General features: G+C 68.3%; 20 protein-coding genes. 6 read left to right on the forward strand and 14 right to left on the reverse strand.

Features of this window, described 5'->3' with window-relative positions; translation table 11 throughout:
• Positions 1–10 precede the first annotated feature (10 nt).
• The 7 genes from AC5W7N_RS25015 to AC5W7N_RS25045 all read right to left on the reverse strand — a co-directional run bounded on the left by AC5W7N_RS25015 (position 11) and on the right by AC5W7N_RS25045 (position 6,963).
• Positions 11–739 (reverse strand): flavodoxin family protein, encoded by a 729-nt coding sequence (locus AC5W7N_RS25015; protein WP_195019230.1) that lies wholly within the window; start codon positions 737–739, stop codon positions 11–13.
• A gap of 40 nt (positions 740–779) precedes the next feature.
• On the reverse strand, positions 780–1,121 hold the full coding sequence (locus tag AC5W7N_RS25020) for a hypothetical protein (protein ID WP_195019231.1): 342 nt from the start codon (positions 1,119–1,121) through the stop codon (positions 780–782).
• A 273-nt stretch (positions 1,122–1,394) separates the two neighbouring features.
• Positions 1,395–1,958: an LGFP repeat-containing protein gene (locus tag AC5W7N_RS25025; RefSeq protein ID WP_163812315.1), complete on the reverse strand. Its 564-nt coding sequence runs from the start codon at positions 1,956–1,958 to the stop codon at positions 1,395–1,397.
• A 265-nt stretch (positions 1,959–2,223) separates the two neighbouring features.
• Positions 2,224–2,439 carry a dodecin gene (locus AC5W7N_RS25030; RefSeq protein WP_163812313.1) on the reverse strand — a complete coding sequence of 72 codons (216 nt, stop codon included), beginning with the start codon at positions 2,437–2,439 and terminating at the stop codon, positions 2,224–2,226.
• 48 nt (positions 2,440–2,487) lie between these two features.
• Entirely contained in the window at positions 2,488–3,456 is a 969-nt protein-coding gene (locus tag AC5W7N_RS25035; protein WP_195019232.1) for an Acg family FMN-binding oxidoreductase, read from the reverse strand.
• A gap of 296 nt (positions 3,457–3,752) precedes the next feature.
• Entirely contained in the window at positions 3,753–5,546 is a 1,794-nt protein-coding gene (locus tag AC5W7N_RS25040) for a hydroxysqualene dehydroxylase (protein ID WP_195019233.1), read from the reverse strand.
• Complete coding sequence (locus AC5W7N_RS25045) at positions 5,539–6,963, reverse strand: NAD(P)/FAD-dependent oxidoreductase (RefSeq protein ID WP_195019234.1); 1,425 nt, start codon at positions 6,961–6,963, stop codon at positions 5,539–5,541. Before AC5W7N_RS25045 ends, AC5W7N_RS25040 begins: the two co-directional genes overlap by 8 nt.
• Before the next feature lie 153 nt (positions 6,964–7,116).
• Between AC5W7N_RS25045 and AC5W7N_RS25050 the strand changes: the two genes are divergently transcribed.
• The 6 genes from AC5W7N_RS25050 (at position 7,117) to narI (ending at position 15,345) form a co-directional block, all read left to right on the forward strand.
• Positions 7,117–7,767: a TetR/AcrR family transcriptional regulator gene (locus AC5W7N_RS25050; RefSeq protein ID WP_163812305.1), complete on the forward strand. Its 651-nt coding sequence runs from the start codon at positions 7,117–7,119 to the stop codon at positions 7,765–7,767.
• A 267-nt stretch (positions 7,768–8,034) separates the two neighbouring features.
• A complete protein-coding gene (locus AC5W7N_RS25055) occupies positions 8,035–8,325 on the forward strand; it encodes a hypothetical protein (protein WP_171048237.1) in 291 nt (96 codons plus the stop codon).
• A 273-nt stretch (positions 8,326–8,598) separates the two neighbouring features.
• Complete coding sequence (locus AC5W7N_RS25060; RefSeq protein WP_490725290.1) at positions 8,599–12,282, forward strand: nitrate reductase subunit alpha; 3,684 nt, start codon at positions 8,599–8,601, stop codon at positions 12,280–12,282.
• Positions 12,282–13,952 (forward strand): nitrate reductase subunit beta, encoded by a 1,671-nt coding sequence (gene narH / locus AC5W7N_RS25065; RefSeq protein WP_195019237.1) that lies wholly within the window; start codon positions 12,282–12,284, stop codon positions 13,950–13,952. The genes AC5W7N_RS25060 and narH overlap by 1 nt, the downstream gene beginning before the upstream one ends.
• The gene (gene narJ, locus AC5W7N_RS25070) at positions 13,949–14,611 is read left to right on the forward strand and encodes a nitrate reductase molybdenum cofactor assembly chaperone (protein WP_195019238.1); all 663 of its coding nucleotides are present in this window, start codon (positions 13,949–13,951) and stop codon (positions 14,609–14,611) included. The genes narH and narJ overlap by 4 nt, the downstream gene beginning before the upstream one ends.
• A gap of 2 nt (positions 14,612–14,613) precedes the next feature.
• Positions 14,614–15,345, forward strand: a complete 732-nt coding sequence (gene narI / locus AC5W7N_RS25075) for a respiratory nitrate reductase subunit gamma (protein WP_195019239.1) — start codon at positions 14,614–14,616, stop codon at positions 15,343–15,345.
• Positions 15,346–15,392: 47 nt separating this feature from the next.
• Here narI and AC5W7N_RS25080 read toward each other — a convergent pair whose 3' ends face one another.
• From AC5W7N_RS25080 to AC5W7N_RS25110, 7 genes are all read right to left on the reverse strand, one after another.
• On the reverse strand, positions 15,393–18,086 hold the full coding sequence (locus AC5W7N_RS25080; RefSeq protein WP_195019240.1) for a fumarate reductase/succinate dehydrogenase flavoprotein subunit: 2,694 nt from the start codon (positions 18,084–18,086) through the stop codon (positions 15,393–15,395).
• A complete protein-coding gene (locus tag AC5W7N_RS25085) occupies positions 18,083–18,820 on the reverse strand; it encodes an ABC transporter ATP-binding protein (RefSeq protein ID WP_194991536.1) in 738 nt (245 codons plus the stop codon). Before AC5W7N_RS25085 ends, AC5W7N_RS25080 begins: the two co-directional genes overlap by 4 nt.
• Positions 18,817–19,623, reverse strand: a complete 807-nt coding sequence (locus tag AC5W7N_RS25090) for an ABC transporter permease (protein ID WP_324197293.1) — start codon at positions 19,621–19,623, stop codon at positions 18,817–18,819. Before AC5W7N_RS25090 ends, AC5W7N_RS25085 begins: the two co-directional genes overlap by 4 nt.
• 191 nt (positions 19,624–19,814) lie before the next feature.
• Positions 19,815–21,197: an ABC transporter substrate-binding protein gene (locus AC5W7N_RS25095; protein ID WP_490725289.1), complete on the reverse strand. Its 1,383-nt coding sequence runs from the start codon at positions 21,195–21,197 to the stop codon at positions 19,815–19,817.
• Between the two features lie 8 nt (positions 21,198–21,205).
• Positions 21,206–21,433, reverse strand: coding sequence for a 4Fe-4S dicluster domain-containing protein (locus AC5W7N_RS25100; RefSeq protein ID WP_036536327.1), 228 nt, complete (start codon positions 21,431–21,433; stop codon positions 21,206–21,208).
• Positions 21,434–22,207 (reverse strand): GntR family transcriptional regulator, encoded by a 774-nt coding sequence (locus AC5W7N_RS25105; RefSeq protein WP_195019242.1) that lies wholly within the window; start codon positions 22,205–22,207, stop codon positions 21,434–21,436.
• A gap of 161 nt (positions 22,208–22,368) precedes the next feature.
• Positions 22,369–23,013 (reverse strand): QsdR family transcriptional regulator, encoded by a 645-nt coding sequence (locus AC5W7N_RS25110; protein ID WP_280211681.1) that lies wholly within the window; start codon positions 23,011–23,013, stop codon positions 22,369–22,371.
• Between the last annotated feature and the right edge of the window lie 36 nt (positions 23,014–23,049).

Consider the following 23,049-nt stretch of genomic DNA (forward strand, 5'->3'; position numbering starts at 1 on the left):
GTTGGATCGTTCAGCGATGTTCAGGGTTGGCGAAGTCGGGGCGGCAGCCGGCGTCCCATTCGCTGCGCCGGTTGCCTTCGGTGGGGAACCCGCCGGCATCGCGGAGCATCGCGGCCAGGTGCATGAGGTTGTAGGTCATAAAGGTCAGGTTGCGGTTGGTGAAGTCGTTGTCCGGGCCGCCGGAGCCCGGGTCGAGGTAGGAGGGCCCGGGTCCGGCTTCGCCGATCCAGCCGGCGTCGGCCTGCGGCGGGATGGTGTATCCGAGGTGCTGCAGGCTGTAGAGCAGGTTCATCGCGCAGTGCTTGATGCCGTCCTCGTTGCCGGTGATCAGGCACCCGCCGACGCGGCCGTAATAGGCGTACTGCCCGGCCTCGTTGAGCAGGCTCGAACAGGCGTAGAGCCGTTCGACCACCCGTTTCATCACCGAACTGTTGTCACCGAGCCAGATCGGCCCGCACAGCACAAGCATGTGCGCCGCCATCACCTGCTCGAACAACCCCGGCCAGGCATCCCGCGCCCACCCGTGCTCGGTCATATCCGGCCACACCCCGGTCGCGATGTCGTGGTCGACGGCTCGAACGACGTCGACGTGCACACCGTGCTGCCGCATGATCCCCGCCGAACGCTCGATCAGCCCGTCGGTATTACTGATCTCGGGCGAAGGTTTGAGCGTGGCGTTGATGAACAGCGCCCGCAGCCCGGTGAACCGGTCGGAGATCGCACCTTCCACCCGGTCCATGCTCAGCTCCTTTCATCGAAGCAGCCGATCACTCCTCGAACTATCCGCGGGGCCTACGGGCTTGGCATTCCTCGAACGGCACGCCGGACTGCACGCAGTCGTAGAGACCGCTTTGGACATCGCCGGAGGTGGGTGGCTCACCGCAGAGCAGCCCGCAGCGCTTGTAGCCCGGCACGTCTGACCCGTCAGGGAAATGGCAACCCGAGTCGTCGCAGGTGTAGTCGCGCAGGTTGGGGTCGTGTGGCATGAGACTTCGTGACAGTGACCAGACGTAGGCATCGGTCTGTGCGACACGCGTGCAATAGACCGTTCTGCCGTCCGCAAGTTGAGCGACCGCGCCGGGATCTTGGCAGTAGTCGTTCAGATTGACCTGCTGGGTCACGGTGCCACCGGCGGAGCCACTATCCACCAAGGGAGCGGCGGTCGCAGCGCCGGCGGATGCCGCGATGAGGGCGGCACCGAAGACGGCTCCGGCAAGTCGGGAGCGGACGGTTGTAGGTGGTGCGGCGGACTGCATCGGATCAATCCCGTTCTGTCGGCCCCGACCCGGTTCTTCGTCGACTCTAACGCTGTCCGATCACCGACACGCGCAGTTTCGGCTGGGCGGAAACTTTACCACCAGCCCATACCCGGCCGGGCGAACTGTTGGTCCGCCTCACGGCTTCCAGGTGATGCGCCCACCCTGGAAGTCCTGCGCTTTCCCGCCCTGATGGTCGTATTCGTCGCTGGTCGGGTACCCGTAGCGGCCGTTTTCGGCGCCGGCGGCGAGCCAGGTGTCGCGGATGGAGCCCCAGATGATGTGGGCGCCGGTGGCGGGGGACCAGTAGATGTCGCCGCCGTTGAAGCGGTTGAAGCGGCCGTTGTTCTTGGCGGTGGCTTCGTCGGTGATGGGGAAGCCGAGCGGGCTGTTCTCCCAGCCGACGGTGCCCCATTTGTCGCGGATGGCGCCGCCGATCTGGTGGGCGGCGGTGCCGAGGGACCAGTAGATGGAGTTGTTGCGTTCGAAGGCCTGGAACTTTCCGCCGTTGGCGTCGAGTTCCGGGGTGATGGGGTTGCCGAAGGTGTTGTAGCCGCCGGCCTGGTCGTATTTGACCTCGATGGCCCCGCCGACGTCGAAGGGGCCGATCGGGCGGGCGCCGGCGGTGGTGGCGAACGCGGTGGTGAGGGCCAGGCCGGTGGCGGCAAGGGCGGTGGCGGCGGTGATCTTTCGGCGTGCCAAGTGAGCCTCCTAGGTCAGCTGGTGCGCGGTCGTTGTCGCGAGCCCGTGCACGGTGGCCGTCGGCCCGAAACCAGCCCCTGCGCCGGTCGGCACAGGTGAAGGGCGCGGACTGCGGCGCCGCGATGCACGGACGTTCTCCTTCGGCAGATGTGGACGTGTGGCATCCCCGAATGCTCTCCAGCCCTATCGGACCACTGGCGGGAGCCGTTAGCGTGGCCGTCGTCTCGCCGCGTGAACCGGCGCGGCGCTATCCCAGCCGACCGGCTCAGTCCGGTGGGTCGATCCGGAACCCGATCTTGACCGTGACCTGGGTATGGGCGATGGCACCGTCGACGATGTGGCCGCGCACGCTCACCATCTCGAACCATTCGAGATTGCGCACGGTCTCGCCGGCCCGGGTGACCGCATTGGCGATCGCGGCGTCGACGCCGTCTGGAGAGGAACCGACCACCTCGATAACGCGATAGACGTGATCACTCATGAGAAGAGTGTGGCACCTGTCACACGATGCCGCGGGAGAGTTGGGTGATCAGATCTCGAGCACGTCGGCGACCGGCCGTCGCGGCGTCGAGGTGAGCGGCGCGGCGGTGTGCGCCATCCAGCCCACCCGGACCATCGCTTGCGGATAGGCGCAGTCGTGCAGCAGGCCGGCTCGGATCTCCTGGCGGGGATCCGCCATGCCGAGCGGTTCGGTCTGCAAGCTGGTGGCCAGGCCGCGATCGGTCGCGGTGAGCAATACCGCGCTGGTGGCCTCACCGGCGCGTAGCTGCGATTGCCGATCGTCGCGAGCGGTGCCGACGACCAGCCACACGGCGGCGTCGGGCTGATCGGCCGAGTCGGCCAGCGTGGCATCGGCGAAGGTGCGGACCGGAATCTCGCCGGCGGCGCGGGGCGGTGGGGCGTTACGGCCGGGTACGCCGTCGGTGCTGCGCTCGCCACTGCTCCATCGGGCGAGTTCCGCCTGGTAGGCGGAATCCGTGGCGTGCGAGGCGGCGGCGCGGCGCATGGGCCCGGCCAGCCGTGGCAGCCACGGTTCGGGGATCTGCCGGACCACGGCGCCACAGTCGGCCGCCCGCTGGGCGAGCGCGCGGATCAGCCTGGCCGGAACGGGGCGGTGCAGGTAATGGCGCCGGTCGGTCTGCCGCATCAGGATGGCCGCGGCGAGCTCGATATCGGAGTCGCTCGGCGGCCTGCGGGTGACGTCGATATGGGCCAGATGGTCCGGGTCCCGCGGATCCGGCCGGCGCTCGACGCTCGTCGCCCATCCCAAGGCGGCGAATGCCACGCGCAGGTGATGGAGCACGACGCCGCAGCTGACGACCAGCGCGCGCTCGTGGGGGTCGGTGGCACCGAGTCCGCGGCTGGTATCGGCGAACAGATCGATCCCGCGGCGACCGATCCGCCACCGCCACGGCTGGGTGTTGTGGATCGACGGTGCGCGGACCGCCAGGTTCAGCGCGATATCGGCGGTGTGGAGATCGAGGCTCGAGCAGGGCATCGGTGGGTATCCTTCCGGCCGCGAGCGTCCCCGGAGCGGCCGTAGTCATCGGGTCAGCGCCCGAGGGTAGGCCGTTTTCCCAGTTCACGACGTCGCGTGCACGACCGCCGCCCGGTCGGCCGAAGGGTGCGCACAGCGCCGCGGTCGGACCATGGGAGGCGAAAGGGCCGGGCGCCGAATGACTCTGGGTACCCCTGAACACCGATCGACAGCTCGGCTATGAATTCGCTCATAGAGAGGTTTCGATCGGCTCGAACCGGGGTCGTGCTGCACGGCGCCGGCCTGGACCGAGGAACTCAGACATCGAGCACATGCGGCAACCCCGCCCGGAAGCGGTCCGCGTCCAGCTGCTTGGCGGCCGCGAAGATCGGCAGGTCGACGAGTGGGTGGATGACCGCTCGCGGCGCGGGGTCGTCGGCGGCGTCGAGGATGGCGTTGGCGGCCGCGCGCCCGGCCTCGTTGGCACCTTCCATGGTGGCGAGGTCGATGTTGGTGCGCACATGGTCGCCCCCGAAGAACAGATTCGGGATGGCGCAGCGCGCGTCGGGACGATGCTGGTAGGAGCCGACGGTGTTGACCAGCAGTGGAGTCTCGTTGTAGGTGGTGCCACCGGACCAGCTGATGCCCGGATCCAGGTGCCAGGAGTGGATGTCCTCGGCCCGCAGCCAGCCGGTGCCGGTATTGAGCCACTGCTCGAGCTGGGCCCACACCTCGCGGGCGATCTCGTCCTTCGAGCACTGTTTGGCGGTTTTGCCGAAGAGGATGCCGGGGGTGTCCCAGTCGGAGACGTCGACCGACAGGCATTCGACCGCGCGCCCGTCACCGTAGCGCTGCGCGAAATCGCCGACCCACATCGGTGCCTGACGCAGCGCGGTGATCGCCCACGGCGAGCCGAGCGCGGCGATATGGCCTTCGGGGATCTCGGTGGGCCGGGTCAGGTAGTACTGGATGCCGACCATCCAGTCGGTCACCAGTTCGGCCATCCCCGCCAGCCGCGGATCTGCGGCCAGGATCGCCGGGCTCAGCAGCGGCACCGTTCGCTCCACCGGCATCGCGCAGATGTACCAGTCCGCCTCGACCCGCGTGGCGGCGCCGCCGGAATCGATGACGGTGGCACCGGTGATGCGTCCGCCCTGGAGGTCGAGCGCGGTCGCGCGCTGATCCATCACGAACCGCACGCCCCGCCCGCGCAGGTACGTGACCCACGGATCGATCCACGCCTCATTGGTCGGGCGATTGAGGATCCGGTCGATTCCCGCCGCGTATTGCGGGATCAGCCCGGTGCCCGCCAGCACCAGCGCCTCACCGATGGTGCCGATGGTGCGCGCCGAGCTCATATGCGGTTTGGCGGCCACGGTGATGCGGGTCAGCGCCGACACCAGGTAATCGCGGTAGGCCTGTGATTTTCCGTCCGCGCGCAGAATCTGTTCCCAGGTCAGGTACTCCCACTGCCCGAACCGCCGTTCGGTGGACGAGGTGAACCACATCATCATCTGTTTGGTGAAGAACGCCAGCTCGGCGGGCGGCAGCTCGGGGATGAAGCCGAAGGCCGTGACGAGGGTGTTCTGCAACAGTTCCGGCGTGAGCTGCCCGATCGCGGCCGGCTCGACCGGAAGGAACACCGGTGGCCTGCCGCGGAATCCGGCGACGGTGCCCTCGACCCGCACCAGATTTCCCGCCACGCCGTCCGGATTGCCGGGAAACGGTATGCGCCGCATGGTGTCCGGGAGATTCTGATAGCAGCCGGGGAAGAAACGGAAGCCGTGCTCGCCGGGCAGATCGAGCCTGCCGTCGGTGGCGGTACCGGGAACGCCGAGACTGCGGGCCTTACCGCCGAGATAGGCCGGCTCGTACACAGTCACCGTGTAGCCGCGTTCGATGAGCTCGTGTGCGGCCGACAGCCCGGCCACCCCGCCGCCCAGGATCGCGACATCGCGGTTGCCGCGTGCACCGGGGGAGCGGCGGACAGGGGTCGCACCAGAGGTGGCGGCACCGAGCGATAGTGCCGCTCCCGCTCCCGCGACGACGGCACCGCGCAATACATCGCGACGGGTCCAGGACGGGGCCGTATTCGATGGCGATTCAGACATCTTCGTCTCCAGCGCGGGAAGGGTGAGCGATCGGTGCGGGTGTGAGCGGAGGTGCGGGGGCGCGGTAACGATTGGCGCGCAACGCGGTTCGTGCCTCGTGCCAGTCGGCGGCCGCCTCGCGCAGTTCACGGGTGACGTCGGCCAGCACCGCGCCTGCGGCGGTCGGCGTGTGCCGGAGCGCACCGGCAGCCAGCCCGACCGCCCGGCGCGGCGTGAACACCGCGCCCGGTTCGGTGGTGCGGGAAAAGATGCCGGTCACCGCGGCGGCCAGGGACGGGTCGCGGGTAGCGGTGCGATAGAGCTCGATCTCCAAGGGATGCATGTCTTCTGCCCGCGCGAGCCGATTGGTCCACTGGTAGATCGGCAGGCACTCGCGAAGGCGTCGATCGGCCCAGTGCGACATGGCGAGGTCGAGGGCTTTCGGATGCTCGAGCAGCGGGGCAGCGGTGTCGGCGAGCAATCGGCCGTAGCGCAGCGCATCGCGAATGCCCTGGGCGGTGACCGGATCCTTGAAATGTCCCGCGTCCCCGGCCAAGGCCCAGCCCGGTCCACTCGAGCGCCGGAAGTACGAGGCGATCCCGGTGGCGGCCCGGACCCGGCCCACCCGCTCGCATTCGCGCAGCCGCTCGGCGAGGCCGGGAATCCGGGCGATCGCCTCGAGGTAGCGCTGTTCGGCGCGGCCGGGTCCGAGGCCGGGTTCCTCGCTGACGGGTGGCTGGACCAGCGACAGCAGCAGCCCGTCGTCGCAGGGAAACGCCGTGCCCAGGTCGCGTCCGGCACGCCACTGGGCGGCAACGTGACGCCACGATGAACTGTCCTCGCGCCAGTACGCGTAATAGCATTCCCGGCCGCTCGGGGCGTGCAGGAACGGCTCGAGTGCTCCGCACAGCCGCGCCACCGTGCTACGCCTGCCGTCGGCGCCGATCACCAGCGGGGCCCGCAGCTCGACGAGCGTGTCCGCGTGGTCGCGATATCGCACCCCGGCACATCGATCGTGCTCCCACACCAGCTCCACCACCCGGCAGCGCTCGCGCACGTCGGCGCCGGCCGTGCGTGCCGCGCCGACCAGAACCGCGTCCAGCCCGGTGCGGCGCACGCACATCGCGTAGTCGATTCCGCCGGCCGGAGTGAATTCTGAGGGCACCCGATAGCCGGCACCCGCCGCGAAGGCCGACGTCAGGCGGGGCGCGCCGAGTGCTTCGACCTGTTCGAGCACGCCGAGCGCGTGCAACTCGGCGAGTCCACCCGGCCAGAGCAGGTGGGTCGAGAGCGTGTCGGACGGGAAGTGCGCACTGTCGAGGACGATGACGCGCCGCCCCGCCCGGGCGATCGTCATGGCGACGGCGGAGCCCGCGCAGCGCGCGCCCACCACGATGACATCGGTGTATTCGACCGCCGTACTGGAGGAATCGGCCATTTCTCACGCCTCGGTCATCGCGTCTCGGACACTATGTCCGATTGATGGTGAACGTCTGCCGCCCCGCTGTCAACGGGCGATGGTGCTTCGGCCGGATATCCGCGCCCCGAGGCACAATGGCCGCATGGAGCCCTCCGAGCGAGCCAGCAGCCGATGCCGTCGCTGACGCGCGTCCCGCGCGGCGGCCGCAAGCCGTCCGACGATCGCCGCGCCGAATTCGAACGGCGCGTGCTGGCAGCCGTCGAAGAGCTGCTCGCCGACGGCACCCCGTACACCGAACTGGCCGTGCAGAAGATCGCCGCCGCCTCGCAATCGGCGAGATCGACGTTCTACCGGTACTTTCCGGACAAGAGTCAGTTGCTGATCCGGATGGCCGACCTGGCCACCACCGATCTGTTCGATGCCGCCGAACAGTGGTGGACCGCCGATCACAGCGACGGCGTCGACGGTGTGGTGCAAGCGATCCGGGCCATGATCGCCGGCTTCCGCACCCATCGCTACTTGCTCCTGGCGCTGACCGAGGTTTCCGCCTACGACCGTGACGTCGGCGCGTATTGGCGTTCGCGGGTCGCTACCTTCGCCGCGATGGTCCGGGCCCGCCTCGACAGCGACCGCCGGGCCGGGAAGATCAGCTCCGCCGTCGACCCGACGGCGACCGCGGTGGTGCTGACGTCCATGGTGGAACGCTCCATCGCGGTCGCGTTCTCCGCCGATACCGGCATCTCCGACGACGTCCTGGCCGACTCGCTCGGACGCGCGATCTGGCTCGTCGTCTACGGCGACGCGCCGCGCGCCACGCCGTGACGCGCCGCTGGATCGTGTGTCTTCCCTCGGATCGCGAAGGCGTGCTGTTCAATTGATCCGGTCAGCGTGTTTCCAGCGACGAGCGCACTAGGAGACGACATGGCACGGCCCCCGATGAACATCGGGCACCGGGCGGACTGCATCGTCAGCCGCAGATGATTCCGCGGCGTCGCGGTCGGTCGTTTCCGCACATGCCGCGATGCCAGGAGTCCTGAGACGGAAATCTCCAGCATCACTCAGCATCCGAAAAGGAGCACGAACGTGAGCATGATTCTCGTTGCGCTGCACGACAGCTACGGCGCGGTGGTCGCACAGATCGGCAACCCCACCCCGGAAGCACCGCCGTTGGCGGACAAGATCATGCAGATGACCCGGTACCTCACCTGGTTCGTTCTGCTGTCCGGCGTCGCCGCGATCACCTACGGCGGCGGCCGATTCGCCTGGGAGAAGTGGAGCGGCGGCGGGCTGCAATCGCCGAAGATGGTGGCCGGCGCCATGGCCGGCGGTGTCGTCGCCACCAGCGCGGGCACCATCATGAACGCGGTGATCGGCGCCTGAGGCCGATCACGGGCCGGTATGCGGGTGGCGGCGCGCCACGGTGCCGACACCCGCATACCGCCGCCGATGGATCGCCGGGCACGCCGGCGACTCGAACGACCATTGTGGCCGAAACGTAACCTGCATCCACCGGTTCGGAACCGCGGAACCCGCGCCGGCATGTTCTGCTGAATCGGTGACGTCAGTTCCCGCTGAATCGCACACCCCGCGCGGCCCCTGCCGCTGAACGGACGTTTGCGGCGAAACCGTACAGCGGACGAGAGGCAGACTCACGTGGCGTCGAACGAACACACCGGTGGTTCCATCGAAGACCTGCTGATACGCAGCGGACGATTCTTCACTCCCGGCGACATCTCACCGGATCGCCGCACGGTCACCAGGGAAGGCGGCCGCGAAGGCGACGTCTTCTACCGCGACCGCTGGAGCCACGACAAGGTCGTCCGCTCGACCCACGGCGTCAACTGCACCGGCTCCTGCTCGTGGAAGATCTACGTCAAAGACGACATCATCACCTGGGAAACCCAGGAAACCGACTACCCGTCCGTCGGACCCGATCGCCCCGAATACGAACCACGCGGCTGCCCGCGCGGCGCCGCATTCTCCTGGTACACCTACTCACCCACCCGCGTGCGCTATCCCTACGTGCGCGGCGTCCTGCTCGACCTCTACCGCGCCGCGAAAGCAGAACACGGCGACCCGGTGACGGCATGGGCCGCGATCCAGACCGACCCCGCCCGGCGAAGCAGCTACCAGCAGGTCAGAGGCAAAGGCGGACTGGTACGGGTGAGCTGGGAGGAAGCCACCGAGATCATCGCCGCCGCGCACGTGCACACCATCAAGACCTACGGCCCGGACCGGATCGCCGGATTCTCGCCGATCCCCGCCATGTCGATGGTGTCGTTCGCGGCGGGTTCGCGCTTCGTCGAACTGCTCGGCGGGGTGATGACCTCCTTCTACGACTGGTACGCCGACCTGCCCGTCGCCTCACCGCAGGTCTTCGGCGACCAGACCGACGTCCCGGAATCCGGGGACTGGTGGGACGCCGCGTATCTGATGATGTGGGGCTCCAATGTGCCCGTCACCCGCACCCCGGACGCGCATTGGATGGCGGAGGTGCGCTACCGCGGCACCAAGGTGGTCAGCGTCAGCCCCGATTACGCCGACAACACGAAGTTCGCCGACGAATGGATGCCGTGCGCGGCGGGCACCGACGGTGCGATGGCGATGGCGATGGGGCATGTCATCGCCACCGAATACTTCGTGCGACGGCGTGAACCGTTCTTCGTCGACTACGTTCGCCGCTACACCGACCTGCCGTTCCTGATCAAGCTGGAGGAGCGCGACGGACGGCTGGTACCTGGCAAGAACCTGACCGCCGCCGATCTGGGGGAGAGCTTCGAGAACGCCGCCTTCAAACCGGTCCTGCTGGACGGCGCCACCGGTGAACCCGCGGTGCCGCATGGCTCGCTCGGGTTCCGATTCGGCGCCGAGGGCGTCGGTAAATGGAACCTCGACCTCGGCGATCTGGTGCCCGCGCTGACGGTCGCCGCGCGCGACGGCGACACCGCCGTCATCACGTTGCCGCGGTTCGACAGCCTCGACGGCCGCGGCAGCACCATCGAGCGCGGTGTTCCGGTGCGCAGCGTGGCCGGCCACCGGGTCTGCACGGTCTTCGACCTGATGCTGGCCCAATACGGCGTGGCACGACAGGGCCTGCCGGGACGATGGCCCAGCGGTTACGACGACCCCGATTCACCCTGCACGCCGGCCTGGCAGGAGCCGATCACCGGCGTCTCCGCCGCTCAGGTGATCCGCATCGCCCGCGAATTCGCCGACAACGCCATCGCATCCGGTGGGCGCTCGATGATCATCATGGGCGCGGGCATCTGCCAGTGGTTCCACGGTGACGCCACCTACCGCGCCATCCTGAGCCTGCTGCTGCTGACCGGATCGATGGGCCGCAACGGCGGCGGGTGGGCCCATTACGTCGGGCAGGAGAAGTGCAGGCCGGTGACGGGCTGGGCAACCGTCGCCATGGGCACCGACTGGCATCGGCCGCCTCGCCAGATGGCGGGTACCTCGTACTGGTACGTGCACACCGACCAGTGGCGTTACGACGGCTACCGCGCCGACGCCCTGGCCGCGCCGACCGGCCGCGGCAGGTTCCGCAGTAAACACACCATGGACGTGCTGGCCTCGGCCGCCGCGATGGGCTGGACCCCGTTCTATCCCCAATTCGACCGCTCCACCCTGGAATTGGCCGACGAGGCCCGCGCGGCCGGCGCCGACCCGGCGGCGTACGTGACGCAGCGATTGGCCGATGGGGAGCTGACGTTCGCGCTCGCCGACCCGGACGCCCCGCAGAACTGGCCGCGGGTGTTGAGCGTGTGGCGGGCCAATCTGCTCGGATCCTCCAGCAAAGGCAACGAGTACTTCCTGCGGCATCTGCTGGGGACGACGTCGAATGTGCAAGCCGAACCGGCCGGACCACATCTGCGCCCCGCCGACGTCACCTGGCACGAGCAGGCCCCCGAGGGCAAGCTCGATCTGCTGATGTCGATCGACTTCCGGATGACCTCGACCACGATGCTGTCCGATGTGGTGCTGCCCGCGGCCACCTGGTACGAGAAATCGGACCTGTCCAGCACCGATATGCACCCCTACATTCACGCCTTCACCCCCGCCATCGACCCGCCGTGGGAGGCGCGCTCGGATTTCGACGCCTTCGCCGCGATAGCCCGCCGCTTCTCCGTCATGGCCGAGAAACACCTGGGCAAGCGCACCGATCTGGTGCTCGGGACGTTGCAGCACGATACGCCCGGTGCGATGGCCTATCCCGGTGGTGCCGAGAAGGATTGGCGAACCACCCGGGTGGCGCCGGTGCCCGGCGCGACGATGGGGCCGCTGGTCGCGGTCGAGCGCGACTATCCGGCGCTGGCGCAGCAGTGGGCGGCGCTCGGTCCGCTCGTCGAATCGGCGGGCCTGACCACCAAAGGCGTGACGGTGCACCCGGATCAGGAGGTCGCCGAGCTCGCCCGTAAGCACGGTGTGATGAATTCCGGTGTGGCGGCGGGCCGTCCGGCCCTGGATAGTGCCGAGAAGATGGCCGAGACGATCCTCGCGCTCTCCGGCACCTCGAACGGCAGGCTCGCCGTACAGGGGTTTCGCGAGCTCGAAAAGCGCACCGGGCGCCCGCTCGCCCATCTGGCCGAGGGCAGCGAGGAGCGCCGGATCACCTTCGCCGACACCCAGGCCCGTCCGGTGCCGGTGATCACCAGCCCGGAGTGGTCCGGCAGTGAGACCGGCGGACGACGGTACGCGCCGTTCACGGTGAATATCGAACAGCTCAAACCATTCCACACGCTCACCGGCCGCATGCATTTCTATCTCGATCACGACTGGATCGAGGAGCTGGGTGAACAGTTGCCGATCTACCGGCCGCCACTGGATATGGCGCTGTTGTTCGAGGAGCCCCGGCTGGGGTCCGGCCGCGACGGTGTCGGGCTGACGGTGCGCTATCTGACACCGCATTCCAAATGGTCGATCCACTCCGAATATCAGGACAACCTGCTGATGCTGTCCTTGTCGCGGGGTGGTCCGACGATGTGGATGAGCCCCGGCGACGCGGCGAAGATCGGTGTCGCCGACAACGACTGGGTGGAGGCGGTCAACCGCAACGGCGTGCTGGTGTGCCGCGCCATCGTCTCCCATCGGATGCCCGAGGGCGTGGTCTATGTCCATCACGCCCAGGAACGCACCATCGACGTACCGCTCACCGAAACCACCGGCAATCGCGGCGGCATCCACAATTCACTGACCCGGCTGCTGATCAAACCGTCCCACCTGGCCGGCGGCTACGCGCAGACCTCGTTCGCTTTCAACTATCTGGGCCCGACCGGCAATCAACGCGATGAGGTGACCGTGGTGCGTCGCCGCAGCCAGGAGGTGAGGTACTGATGAAGGTGATGGCGCAGCTGGCGATGGTGATGAACCTCGACAAATGCATCGGCTGCCATACCTGTTCGGTGACCTGCAAACAGGCATGGACGAACCGTTCGGGCACCGAGTACGTGTGGTTCAACAACGTGGAAACCCGCCCGGGACAAGGCTATCCACGAACTTACGAGGATCAGCGACGCTGGCGCGGCGGCTGGGTCATCGACCGTAAGGGCCGCCTGCGATTGCGCGACGGCGGTAGGCTCGCCAAGCTCGCGCGCATCTTCTCCAACCCGAAGATGCCCGCCATGGACGACTACTACGAGCCGTGGACCTACGACTACGACAACCTCACCAACGCACCGCTGGGTGATCAGATGCCCGTCGCGCCGCCGCGCAGCTTGCTCACCGGTGAACGGATGAAGGTCGGCTGGTCGGCCAACTGGGACGACGACCTCGCCGGCTCACCGGAGATCGTGCCGGGCGATCCCGTCCTCGCGCAGGTCAGCGAGAAGATCCGGCTCGAGCTGGAACAGACCTTCATGTTCTATCTGCCCCGGATCTGCGAACACTGCCTCAACCCGGCCTGTGTGGCGTCGTGCCCGTCGGGGGCGATGTACAAGCGCACCGAGGACGGCATCGTGCTGGTGGATCAGGACAAATGCCGGGGCTGGCGGATGTGTGTATCCGGATGCCCCTACAAGAAGGTGTATTTCAACCACAAGACCGGCAAGGCCGAGAAATGCACCTTCTGTTATCCGCGCGTGGAGGTCGGCATCCCCACGGTGTGCGCGGAAACCTGTGTGGGCCGGCTGCGCTACATCGGACTGATGCTCTACGACGTGGACAAGGTGCTCGCCGCCGCGTCCGTCGCCGATGACCGCGACCTCTACCGAGCGCAGCTCGACACGTTGCTCGATCCCAGCGATCCGGAGGTCGTCGCGGGCGCCCGCGCCCAAGGCATCCCGGACAGCTGGATCGAGGCCGCGCGACGCTCGCCCGTCTACGCCCTGATCACGAAATACCGGGTGGCGCTGCCCTTGCATCCGGAATACCGGACCATGCCGATGGTCTGGTACGTGCCACCGCTGTCGCCGGTGGTGGACGCGGTCAGCCGGGACGGCCACGACGGCGAAGACGCCGGCAACCTGTTCGGTGCGCTGGAAGCCCTGCGGATACCCATGGAATACCTGGCGGGCCTGTTCACCGCGGGCGATACCGAGGTGGTCGCCAACGTGCTGCGCAAGCTGGCCGCGATGCGCTCGTATATGCGCGACATCAACCTGGGTCGTGAGCCGCAGGGCAGTATTCCGGCGGCGGTCGGGATGAGCGAGGAGCAGATCTATGAGATGTACCGGCTGCTCGCGTTGGCGAAATACGAAGACCGGTATGTGATTCCGTCCGCCTACGCCGAGGAAGGGCATCGGCTCGAGGAGGCGGTCAGCGACTGCGCGCTGGATTTCGACGGCGGGCCGGGCATGTACGGGGAGGGGCCGTTCGGGGAATCCAGCGGGGGACCGGTACCGGTCGCGGTGGAGACATTTCACGCGTTGCGCCAACGCCAGACCAGTGAATCCTTCGGCGCGACCGCGCGCAATCCCTCCCGGGTCAATCTGCTCAACTGGGACGGCAATGGCGTTCCCGAGGGCATGTTCCCGCAGCGCAACGGCCACCGGGGGACGGACCGATGAGGTGGCGGCGCCACCATGACAACCGGGCCGCGCATCGACTGGTGTGGCAATCGGCCTCGCTGCTACTGGCCTACCCGGACGACGCGCAGTCCGCGCGGCTCGCCACCGTCGAGACCTTGTGCGATCGGCTCGGTGATGAGCGCGCCGAACCACTGCGTGCGACCGTCGGATATCTGCGGCGAACAGCGTTGTCGGAGGCGGCGCGGCACTACGTCGACACCTTCGACCTGCAACGACGCACGACCTTGCTGCTGACCTACTGGACCGACGGCGACACCCGCAACCGCGGCACAGCCATGCTCGCCTTCGCGCAGGCCTATCGGGCGGCCGGTGCCGCACCGCCGAAGGGGGAGGCCCCGGACCACCTGGCCGTCGTGCTCGAATTCGCCGCCACCGTCGACCCGCACACCGGCGGCGAGCTGCTCACAGCGCACCGTCCGGCAATCGACGCGGTGCATACCGCCCTCGCCGAACGGCGCTCGCCCTACGCCGGTGTCCTCGGTGCGGTGGCCGCGACTCTGCCCGCCGCAACTGATCAGGACGTGCGCCGGGCTCGCGAACTGGTGGCGGCGGGCCCGCCCGCCGAGCAGGTCGGGCTGCAACCGTTCACGCTGACCGTGCCACCACGCCGCGCCGCACCAGAACGAGGAGGTCGCTGATCATGTCCGCCGGAGAGATCTTCTGGGACGTGATTCCCTATGTGACACTGGCGATCCTGGCCGTGGGGACCTGGTGGCGCTACCGCTACGACAAATTCGGCTGGACCACCCGGTCCTCCCAGCTGTACGAGAGCAAGCTGCTGCGGATCGGCAGCCCACTGTTCCACTTCGGCATTCTCGTCGTGATCGTCGGGCACATCATCGGATTGGTGATCCCGCAATCGTGGACCGATGCCCTCGGCCTGAGCGAACACGCCTATCACGTGCAGGCCTTGACCCTCGGAACCATCGCCGGTGTCGCCACCCTGACCGGCGCGGCGCTGCTGGTCTACCGGCGCCGCGCCACCGGCCCGGTCTTCACCGCGACCACGTGGAACGACAAACTGATGTACGTCGTGCTGATCGCGGCCATCGTGGCCGGCCTCGCGACGACGCTGATGGGATCGGGCGTGATCGGCGAGGAACACAACTACCGCGAGACCGTCTCGCCGTGGTTCCGGTCGATCTGGATCCTGCAACCGCGCGGCGACCTGATGGCGCAGGCGCCGCTGTCGTTCCACATCCACGTCCTCATCGCGTTGACGCTGTTCGCGCTGTGGCCGTTCACCCGCCTGGTGCACGCGTTCAGCGCGCCCGTGGCCTACCTGTTCCGGCCCTACATCGTCTACCGCAGTCGTGGACATGCCCGTCCGGGGGAGCTGGTGGGTTCGCGGCCGCAGCGGCGCGGCTGGTGAGCGAGGCGGGGCGGGCCGAGCACAAGCGGCGGCGCCCCGGTCGCGGCTCACCCGGCGAGTGCGCGGCGGGCATAGGCTCGGACGTCGGCGTCGGGGTCGTCGACGGCCTGTTTCAACGCGATCCGCGCCGCATCCAGGCTCGCCCAGCTCGACAGCGCCAGGACCGCGGCCTTGCGCACATCCAGATGCGGATCCGACAGCGCCTCGGTCAACGCGGGCAGGGCGAGCTCCGGGTCGGCGCCCGCCAGTCCGCGCGCCGCGCCGACGCGCACCTGCCAGGCCGAATGACCCAGCGCGGCGACGAGTTCGGTGGCCGAGTCGATATCGGTCCCCAGTGCGGCGTACGCCGCGAGCGCCGCCGCGCGCACCAGCGGGTCACGGTCGGCGGCCAGGGCGCGGATGGCCTCGGCGCCGGTGCCGATGGTGGCCAGGCCCTGGGCGACCGCGATCCGCACCTCCCGGTTCGCATCGCCGGCGAGGGCGGCCACGGCCGGACCGTCGTCGAGGGAGACCAGCGCGCGCACCGCCTCGATCCGCACCCGATGATCGGGATCGGCGAGCGCGGCACCGAAGTGCGCGGCGGTTCCGGCGCGCAGCGCCCGCAGCAGATCGACGACGGTGGCGCGGACCACCGGATCGGCGGAGCGCAATCGCTGTGCCAAACCGTCGGCCGAGGGCAGCACCTCGACCAGTTCACGCAATCCGGCCGCGGCCGCGGCGCGCACGGACGCGGCGTCGTCGTCGAGTGCGTCGATCAAGACGCCGGCGAACCCGTCCGGGGTGTGCTCGGTGAGCACCGATAGGGCGGCCACCCGGACCACGGGGTCGGCATCGGACAGATACTCCGCCAGTTGCGCCACCGTCGGTGCGTCCAACCCGAGCAGGGTGACCAGGCGCGGGGAGGGCGGTGCGGCCGGTTCCTTCTCGACGGTCACCACGGTCGCTGCCGAAGGCGCGCGGCGCGCGACCAGTTCCGGCTGCTCGACGACTTCGATCGCGGCATCGGCCGACGGCAGGTCGTCCAGCCCAGGCACCGGCACGAGGTACGGCGCCACCGGACGCTTCAGGAACTCCATGTCGCCGTCGGCGGTTTTGCGCAGATTCAGGTGGTAGCGCCAGCCCACATCATCGCGCTCGGGCAGGTCGGCGCGCTCGTGATAGAGCCCCCATCGCGATTCGGTGCGGGTGAGCGAACTGCGGGCCGCCATCTCCGCGCAGTCGCGGATGAACGACACCTCCACCGCACGCATCAGCTCGTGTGGGGTGCGCGCGCCCATCTCGGCGATCTCCCCGCGCATCCGTTGGAAGGTTTCCACCGCGATCGAGAGTTTGGCGGCGGTCTTGGGTGGGGCCACATAGTCGTTGACGAAACGGCGCAGCTTGTATTCGACCTGCGGCTGCGGTGGCCCGTCCGGGTGGCGCAGCGGCCGGTAGATCAGCTCGTGCGCCTCGGCGAGCTGCTCCTGCGGAAGCTGCTGCGGTGCCGCCACCTCGGTGAGCGTGGAGGCGGCGTGTGCCCCGGCGAGATCGCCGAAGACGAAGGCGCCGATCATGTAGTTGTGCGGAACGCAGGCCAGGTCGCCGGCGGCGTACAAGCCGGGAACGGTGGTGCGCGCGTTCTCGTCCACCCAGACGCCGGACGCGGAATGCCCACTGCACAAACCGATTTCGGAGATATGCATCTCGATATCGTGGGTGCGGTAGTCGTGGCCGCGGTTGGCGTGGAAGGTGCCGCGGGTGGGCCGCTCGGTGGTGTGCAGGATCCCCTCCAGCGTCGTCAGCGTCTCCTCCGGCAGATGCGACACCTTGAGATAGATGGGTCCGCGCGCGGATTCGATCTCGCGCTTGACCTCCGACATCATCTGCCCCGACCAGTAGTCGGAATCCACGAAGCGTTCGCCCTCGGCATTGACCTGGTACCCGCCGAACGGGTTGGCCACGTATGCACATGCCGGTCCGTTGTAGTCCTTGATCAGCGGATTGATCTGGAAGCATTCGATGCCGCTGAGCTCGGCGCCGGCGTGATAGGCCATCGAGTAGCCGTCGCCGGCGTTGGTCGGATTCTCGTAGGTGCCGTACAGGTAGCCGGAGGCCGGCAGCCCGAGCCGCCCGCACGGCCCGGTCGCCAGGATGACCGCCTTCGCACCCACCGCGACGAACTCCCCGGTGCGGGTGTTCAGGGCCGCCGCGCCGACGGCCCGGCCATCGGCGGTGAGCACACGCACGGGCATCAGCCGGTTCTCGATCCGGATCCGTTCCCGCATTTTGCGCTGGCGCAGCACCCGGTACAGCGCCTTCTTGACGTCCTTGCCCTCGGGCATCGGCAGCACATACGACCCGGACCGATGCACCCGCCGCACCGCGTATTCGCCGTATTCGTCCTTCTCGAACTTCACTCCGTAGCTCTCCAGCCGCTGCACCATGGCGAAACCGCGGGTCGCGGTCTGATAGACGGTGCGCTGGTCGACGATGCCGTCATTGGCGCGGGTGATCTCGGCGACGTAATCCTCCGGTTCGGCCTTTCCCGGGATGACGGCATTGTTGACCCCGTCCATTCCCATGGCCAGCGCACCGGAATGGCGCACATGCGCCTTCTCCAGCAGCAGCACATTGGCGCCCTGCTCGGCGGCGGTGAGGGCGGCCATCGTGCCCGCCGTTCCGCCGCCGATGACGAGCACATCGCAGTCCAGACGGACGGCGTCGGCGAGATCGGGTGCCGCGAACAAGGTCGGAGCGGTCACGTGAGAGCCTCCACGATCTGGGCGCGCTCGACCGGCCGGGCGGCGGCCGTGCGCGGATTCGGAACATCGATGACGGCGCGCAGCGGCTGCCCGGCCCGGCCGAGCACCGCGACCCGATCGCCGAGCAGCAGCGCCTCGTCCACGTCGTGGGTGACGAAGACGACGGTCGTCGGGTGCGTGCGCCAGGTATCGATGAGTAAGCGCTGCATGGTGTTTCGAGTTTGGGTGTCCAGTGCCCCGAACGGTTCGTCCATCATGACCGCGCGTGGTGCACCGGCCAGGCCGCGCGCGAGCTGGACCCGTTGCCGCATCCCGCCGGACAGGCTCTTGGGCAGGAAATCGGCGAATCCGGCCAGCCCGACCTCCTCGATCCAGCGGTCGGCGGACGCGCGGCGACCCGGTTTCGGCTCGCCGCGCAGCTTCAGCGCGAGCTCGATATTGGCGCGCACACTGCGCCAGGGCAGCAGCGCGTTGTCCTGGAAGACGACCGCGCGGTCACGGGAGGTCGTCGTCACCGGCTCGCCGTCGGCGAGCACCCGGCCGGAGTCGGGCGCCAGCAGTCCGGCGAACGCGCGCAGGACGGTGGATTTCCCGCATCCGGACGGTCCGGTGAGGACCAGGATTTCGCCGGGCCGCACCTCCAGGCTGAGCCGGCTGATCACCGGATCGCCGGTGTAGGACAGCGACACTTCGTCCAGGCGCAGACTCATGCCGGTGGTGATCGCGGTGGTCATCGCGCGTTCTCCGCTCCGCGCGGCAGCCAGCGGGTGACGCGGCGGCCGAGCAGTTCGATCGCCGCCGACGTCGCGAATCCGAGGACGCCGATGGTGATGATCCCGACGAACACACCCGGATAGTCGACGATGGTGTAGGCCTGCCAGGTCCGGTAACCGACACCGAGACGGCCCGAGATCATCTCCGCGGAGATGAGGCAGATCCACGCCACCCCGATACCGACCGACAGTCCGCCGAAAATCCCGGGCAGCGCGCCGGGAAACACCACACGCACCAGCACATCCCACCGGTTTCCGCCCAGGGTGCGCACCGAGTCCTCCCACAGCGTCGGCAGCGCGCGCACCGCATGGCGGGTACTGACCATGATCGGGAAGTAGGCCGCCAGCGAGGTGATGAAGACGATGCCCGCCTCGTCATCGGGGAACAGCAGAATCGCGATCGGCACCACCGCGATCGCGGGCACCGGCCGGGCGAGTTCGGTGAGCGGGCCGAGGATATCGGCGAACAGCCGGGACCGGCCGAGCGCGATGCCGCTGGCCACTCCGAGCACCGTCGCGACGGCGAAGCCGGTGAGGATGCGGATCAACGATTGCCCCAGATCCAAGTAGTAAACCTCGGTGCCCAGTTGGCGGCCGAACGCGGTGATGATCTCGGTGACCGTCGGCAGGGTGTCGAAGCGCAACCACAGGCGAACATCGTTGGCCGTCAACACTTGCCACAGCAGAACGGCGGCCAGCACCGAAACCGGACGCAGTGCCCGCGATGACCACACCGAGCCGGCCACCGAACTACGTCCGGTCACCGGTGTCGTGGTGGCCGGGGGCGCCGAGGGCGAACCCGATTCGATGCCATCGGTTGCGCCCGGGTGGGCGCCTGAGCCGACGGCCCCGGCCGACTCCCGGATTGCACGGGGGATGGCATCGGACGCGACGTCCGAGACGCGACGCTCTGCCGCAGGCTCGGCGACCGCCGGTGACTCGGCGTGTGACCGTGTCATGACCTGACCTCACTGACGGCCTGGTCGTAGCTCACCGGCTGCGCGCCGGGGTGGGCCTGGCGGTACCGGCCTGCCGCGGCCGCGGTGGTGAACGGCAGGAACGTCTCACCGTCACGCAGCCAGACCGCCTTGTCGGCGAACCAGCGGGTGCCGAGTTCGGTATCCACGATGTAGGCGGAGCGGATGGTCGCACCCTGTGACCGTGCGGTTTTCACCGCGCGCAGCAGTGCGGTGGCGTCGGCGGCGGGCTGGGTGGCGGTCTGCCCGTCCAGCCAGACTTCGGTGCCCGAACCGGTGGTCTGATTGGTGGTGTCGGCCAGGGCGCTGTCGTAATCGCGGCCGCCCCGGGCGGCGAAGGCGGCGCGGATGCGGGTGTCGTCGACGAAGGCGTCGATATCGAGGTCGGCGAAATCGCCGATCGACTTCAGATACCGCACATCGTCTTTGAACGCACTGATCAGACTCGGTTTGAGGGTGGTGTCGAAGGAGGTGCCGCCGGGCCCGTTGTACAGGTACACGACCTCCTGCGGCAGACCCGAACCCTCGGCGACGATGCGCGCGGCCTCCAGTGGTTCCCGCCACAGGAATTCGGTGGCGTCCAGCTGGGCCTGCAAGAAGGCGTCGACCACCTCCGGATGCTCGGCGGTGTACGCCTTGCGGGCGACCACGCCGTGGAAGGTGGGCACATTCAGCTCGGCGCCGTCGTAGAGCAGCTTCGCCTTGTCCTGGAACACCAGCAGCCCGGGCCACGCCACGAACTGCGACAGCGCGCTCACCTGACCCGACTCCAGCGCCGAGGCACCGACCTGCGGTTGCTGATTGAGAACCTCGACGCCGCCGACGGGGTCGATGCCCGCCCGGGTCAGCGCTTGCACCAGCGTGCCGTGCCCGGCCGAACCCACACTGGCCGAAACTTTCTGGCCGGCCAGGTCTTTCAACTCATCGGCAGGTGAGTCCGGCGCCACCACCACCATGTTCAACGCACCCTTGGGGTTGTATCCGGTGACGGAGATGAACTCGGTGCGCGAACGCTCGTTGGCCTGCGTGCGCGACCCGTTGATCAGCAGCGGGTAATCGCCCATCGAACCGATATCGATCTTCTCCGCCACCATCTGCGCGGTGATCGGCGCACCGGTGTCGTAGTCCTGCCATTCGACCTCGTACTTCGCGCCGCCACTATCGGTGATCTGCTGCAGGCGCTGTTCCAGATAGCCCTGGGCGCGCAGCAGCGTACCGGCGGTGACGGTGTTGATGGTCTTGGACTGATAGCCGATGACCACCTTGACCGTGTCGCCGGAGGTGGCCTCCTCGAGCGAGCATCCGGTGAGCGTGAACGCCGCCGCGGCGGCGACAGCGACCAGGCGTTTCCACTGTTTCATGATGTGAACTACCTCAGGAGATACGGCATGTTGACGGTGACGGCGCCGGTGGGGCAGCGGGCGGCGCAGGGGCCGCAGTACCAGCACTCGTCGACATGCATGAAGGCTTTGCCGTTGTCGGGATTGATGGCGAGTGAGTCGAGGGGACAGATCTCGACGCACAGCGTGCAGCCGGAGATGCACAGCGATTCGTCGATGGTCACGGGGATATCGGTGCGCTGGTTCGCCAGAGCCATCTAAAGGACCTTCCATTCGGGGATGCTGCGAGACAGGCTGCCGCGCATGGTGATCCGGTCACCGCGCATGCGGACGTACTCGAGATCGACCGGGGTGCCGTCCTCGAGGCGGGTGAGACGCTCGAGCATCAGCAGCGCGGCGCCTGCGGGGATGTCGAGGGTGGCCGCGGTGTGCGGATCGGCGCAGAGGGCTTCCACCGCGAGGTCGGCCGAGCCGAGCGACCGGCCGCTGATCTGCTCCAGCAGCACGAAGATGTCGGTGTGTTCCAGGTCGTGTTCGAGCACCGCGTCCCCGATGCCGGGCGCGAGGTAGGTGAGATCAAGGCTCAACGGTAGGTCCCCGAGGTAACGCAGGCGCTCGAGGTAGACCACCCGGGTACCCGGTGCCAGCGCCAGCCGGCGCGCCACGGCGGGCGGTGCGCTGATCCGGGTCGCGACCCTGACCTCATTGCGGACCACCCCGTGACCCTCGAAGGTCTCCTGCAACCCGAGCAGGGTGTCGAGGCCGTGGTCGAGTTTGCGGCCCGTCACCTTGGTGCCGACCCTGGGCGCGCGGTCGATCAGGCCCTCGTCCTGGAGCAGCGCCAGCGCCTCGCGCACGGTATTGCGGGAGGCCTGATGTTCGGCGGCCAGGACCTGCTCACCGGGCAGGGTGTCGGCGAACGCGCCGGTGTGGATCTGTTGGCGCACGATGTCGGCGACCCGGCGCGCATCGTCGGCCCGTAACCGGCGCACCGGAGAAGGCGACTCCGAGTTTCTGTCGCTGACCTGCATGAACAGCGACGATAGCGGCGATTCCGGCCGCCCTTTCGCCGCTGATCGTGCGGCTCGCGGCAGGTGTGCTGATTACGCCGGGTCGGTGGGTCGCGCGACCTGGGCAAACACGCGCGCCGAGCGCCATTGCGCCACCTTCGCCGGGCCCGGGACGGTTGTGATCACGCCGATTCCAATGAACGCCGCGGCGCGCGGATGTCCTCGCCCTCGGGGGTGAGTCCGAGCAACGCCGCCTGCACCTGACGCAATCGGTCGACGTCGCCGCGCAGACCGGTGACGTTGTCGCTGTAGAGGAAGGCCTCGGCGAGCCGGACCAGGGTGTAGGCCAGCAGCGAACGCTCCAGCGGTGGCCGGTAATCGTCCTGTTCTTCCGTGCGGGCGATCAGGTCCTCCACCGCGGCGACCACGCGCGGCTGCACCGGACCGTCGCCGGTGGTGAGGATGCGCAGACCGGCGATCGGCTCGTTCTCGAAATAGCGGCGGAACGGTTCGTTGCCCGCCATCCACCGGTTGACCCGGTAGAGCACGTCGAGGATCCGCTGGGCACCACTGGCCCGGCGGCGGGCATCCGCCCGTTCGATCAAATTCTCGAACTCACCGGCCAGCACCGCGCCGAGCACGCCGTCACGTGAACCGAACCAGCGATACACCGAGGCGCGGCTGAGCCGTAGTTTGGCCGCGATGGCCTGCACATCCACCCGCTCACCGGCCAGGAACGCCAGCCGCGCCAACTCCACGACCTCTTCTCGGGTCGCGGAGGCCGGACGCCCCGGTGGGCGGGATACGGTAGGTTCGTCGCTGGTCACCCAAGAATGATACATTCGGTAAGATATGTATCTAAT

The organism is Nocardia sp. CDC519 (assembly GCF_059509835.1).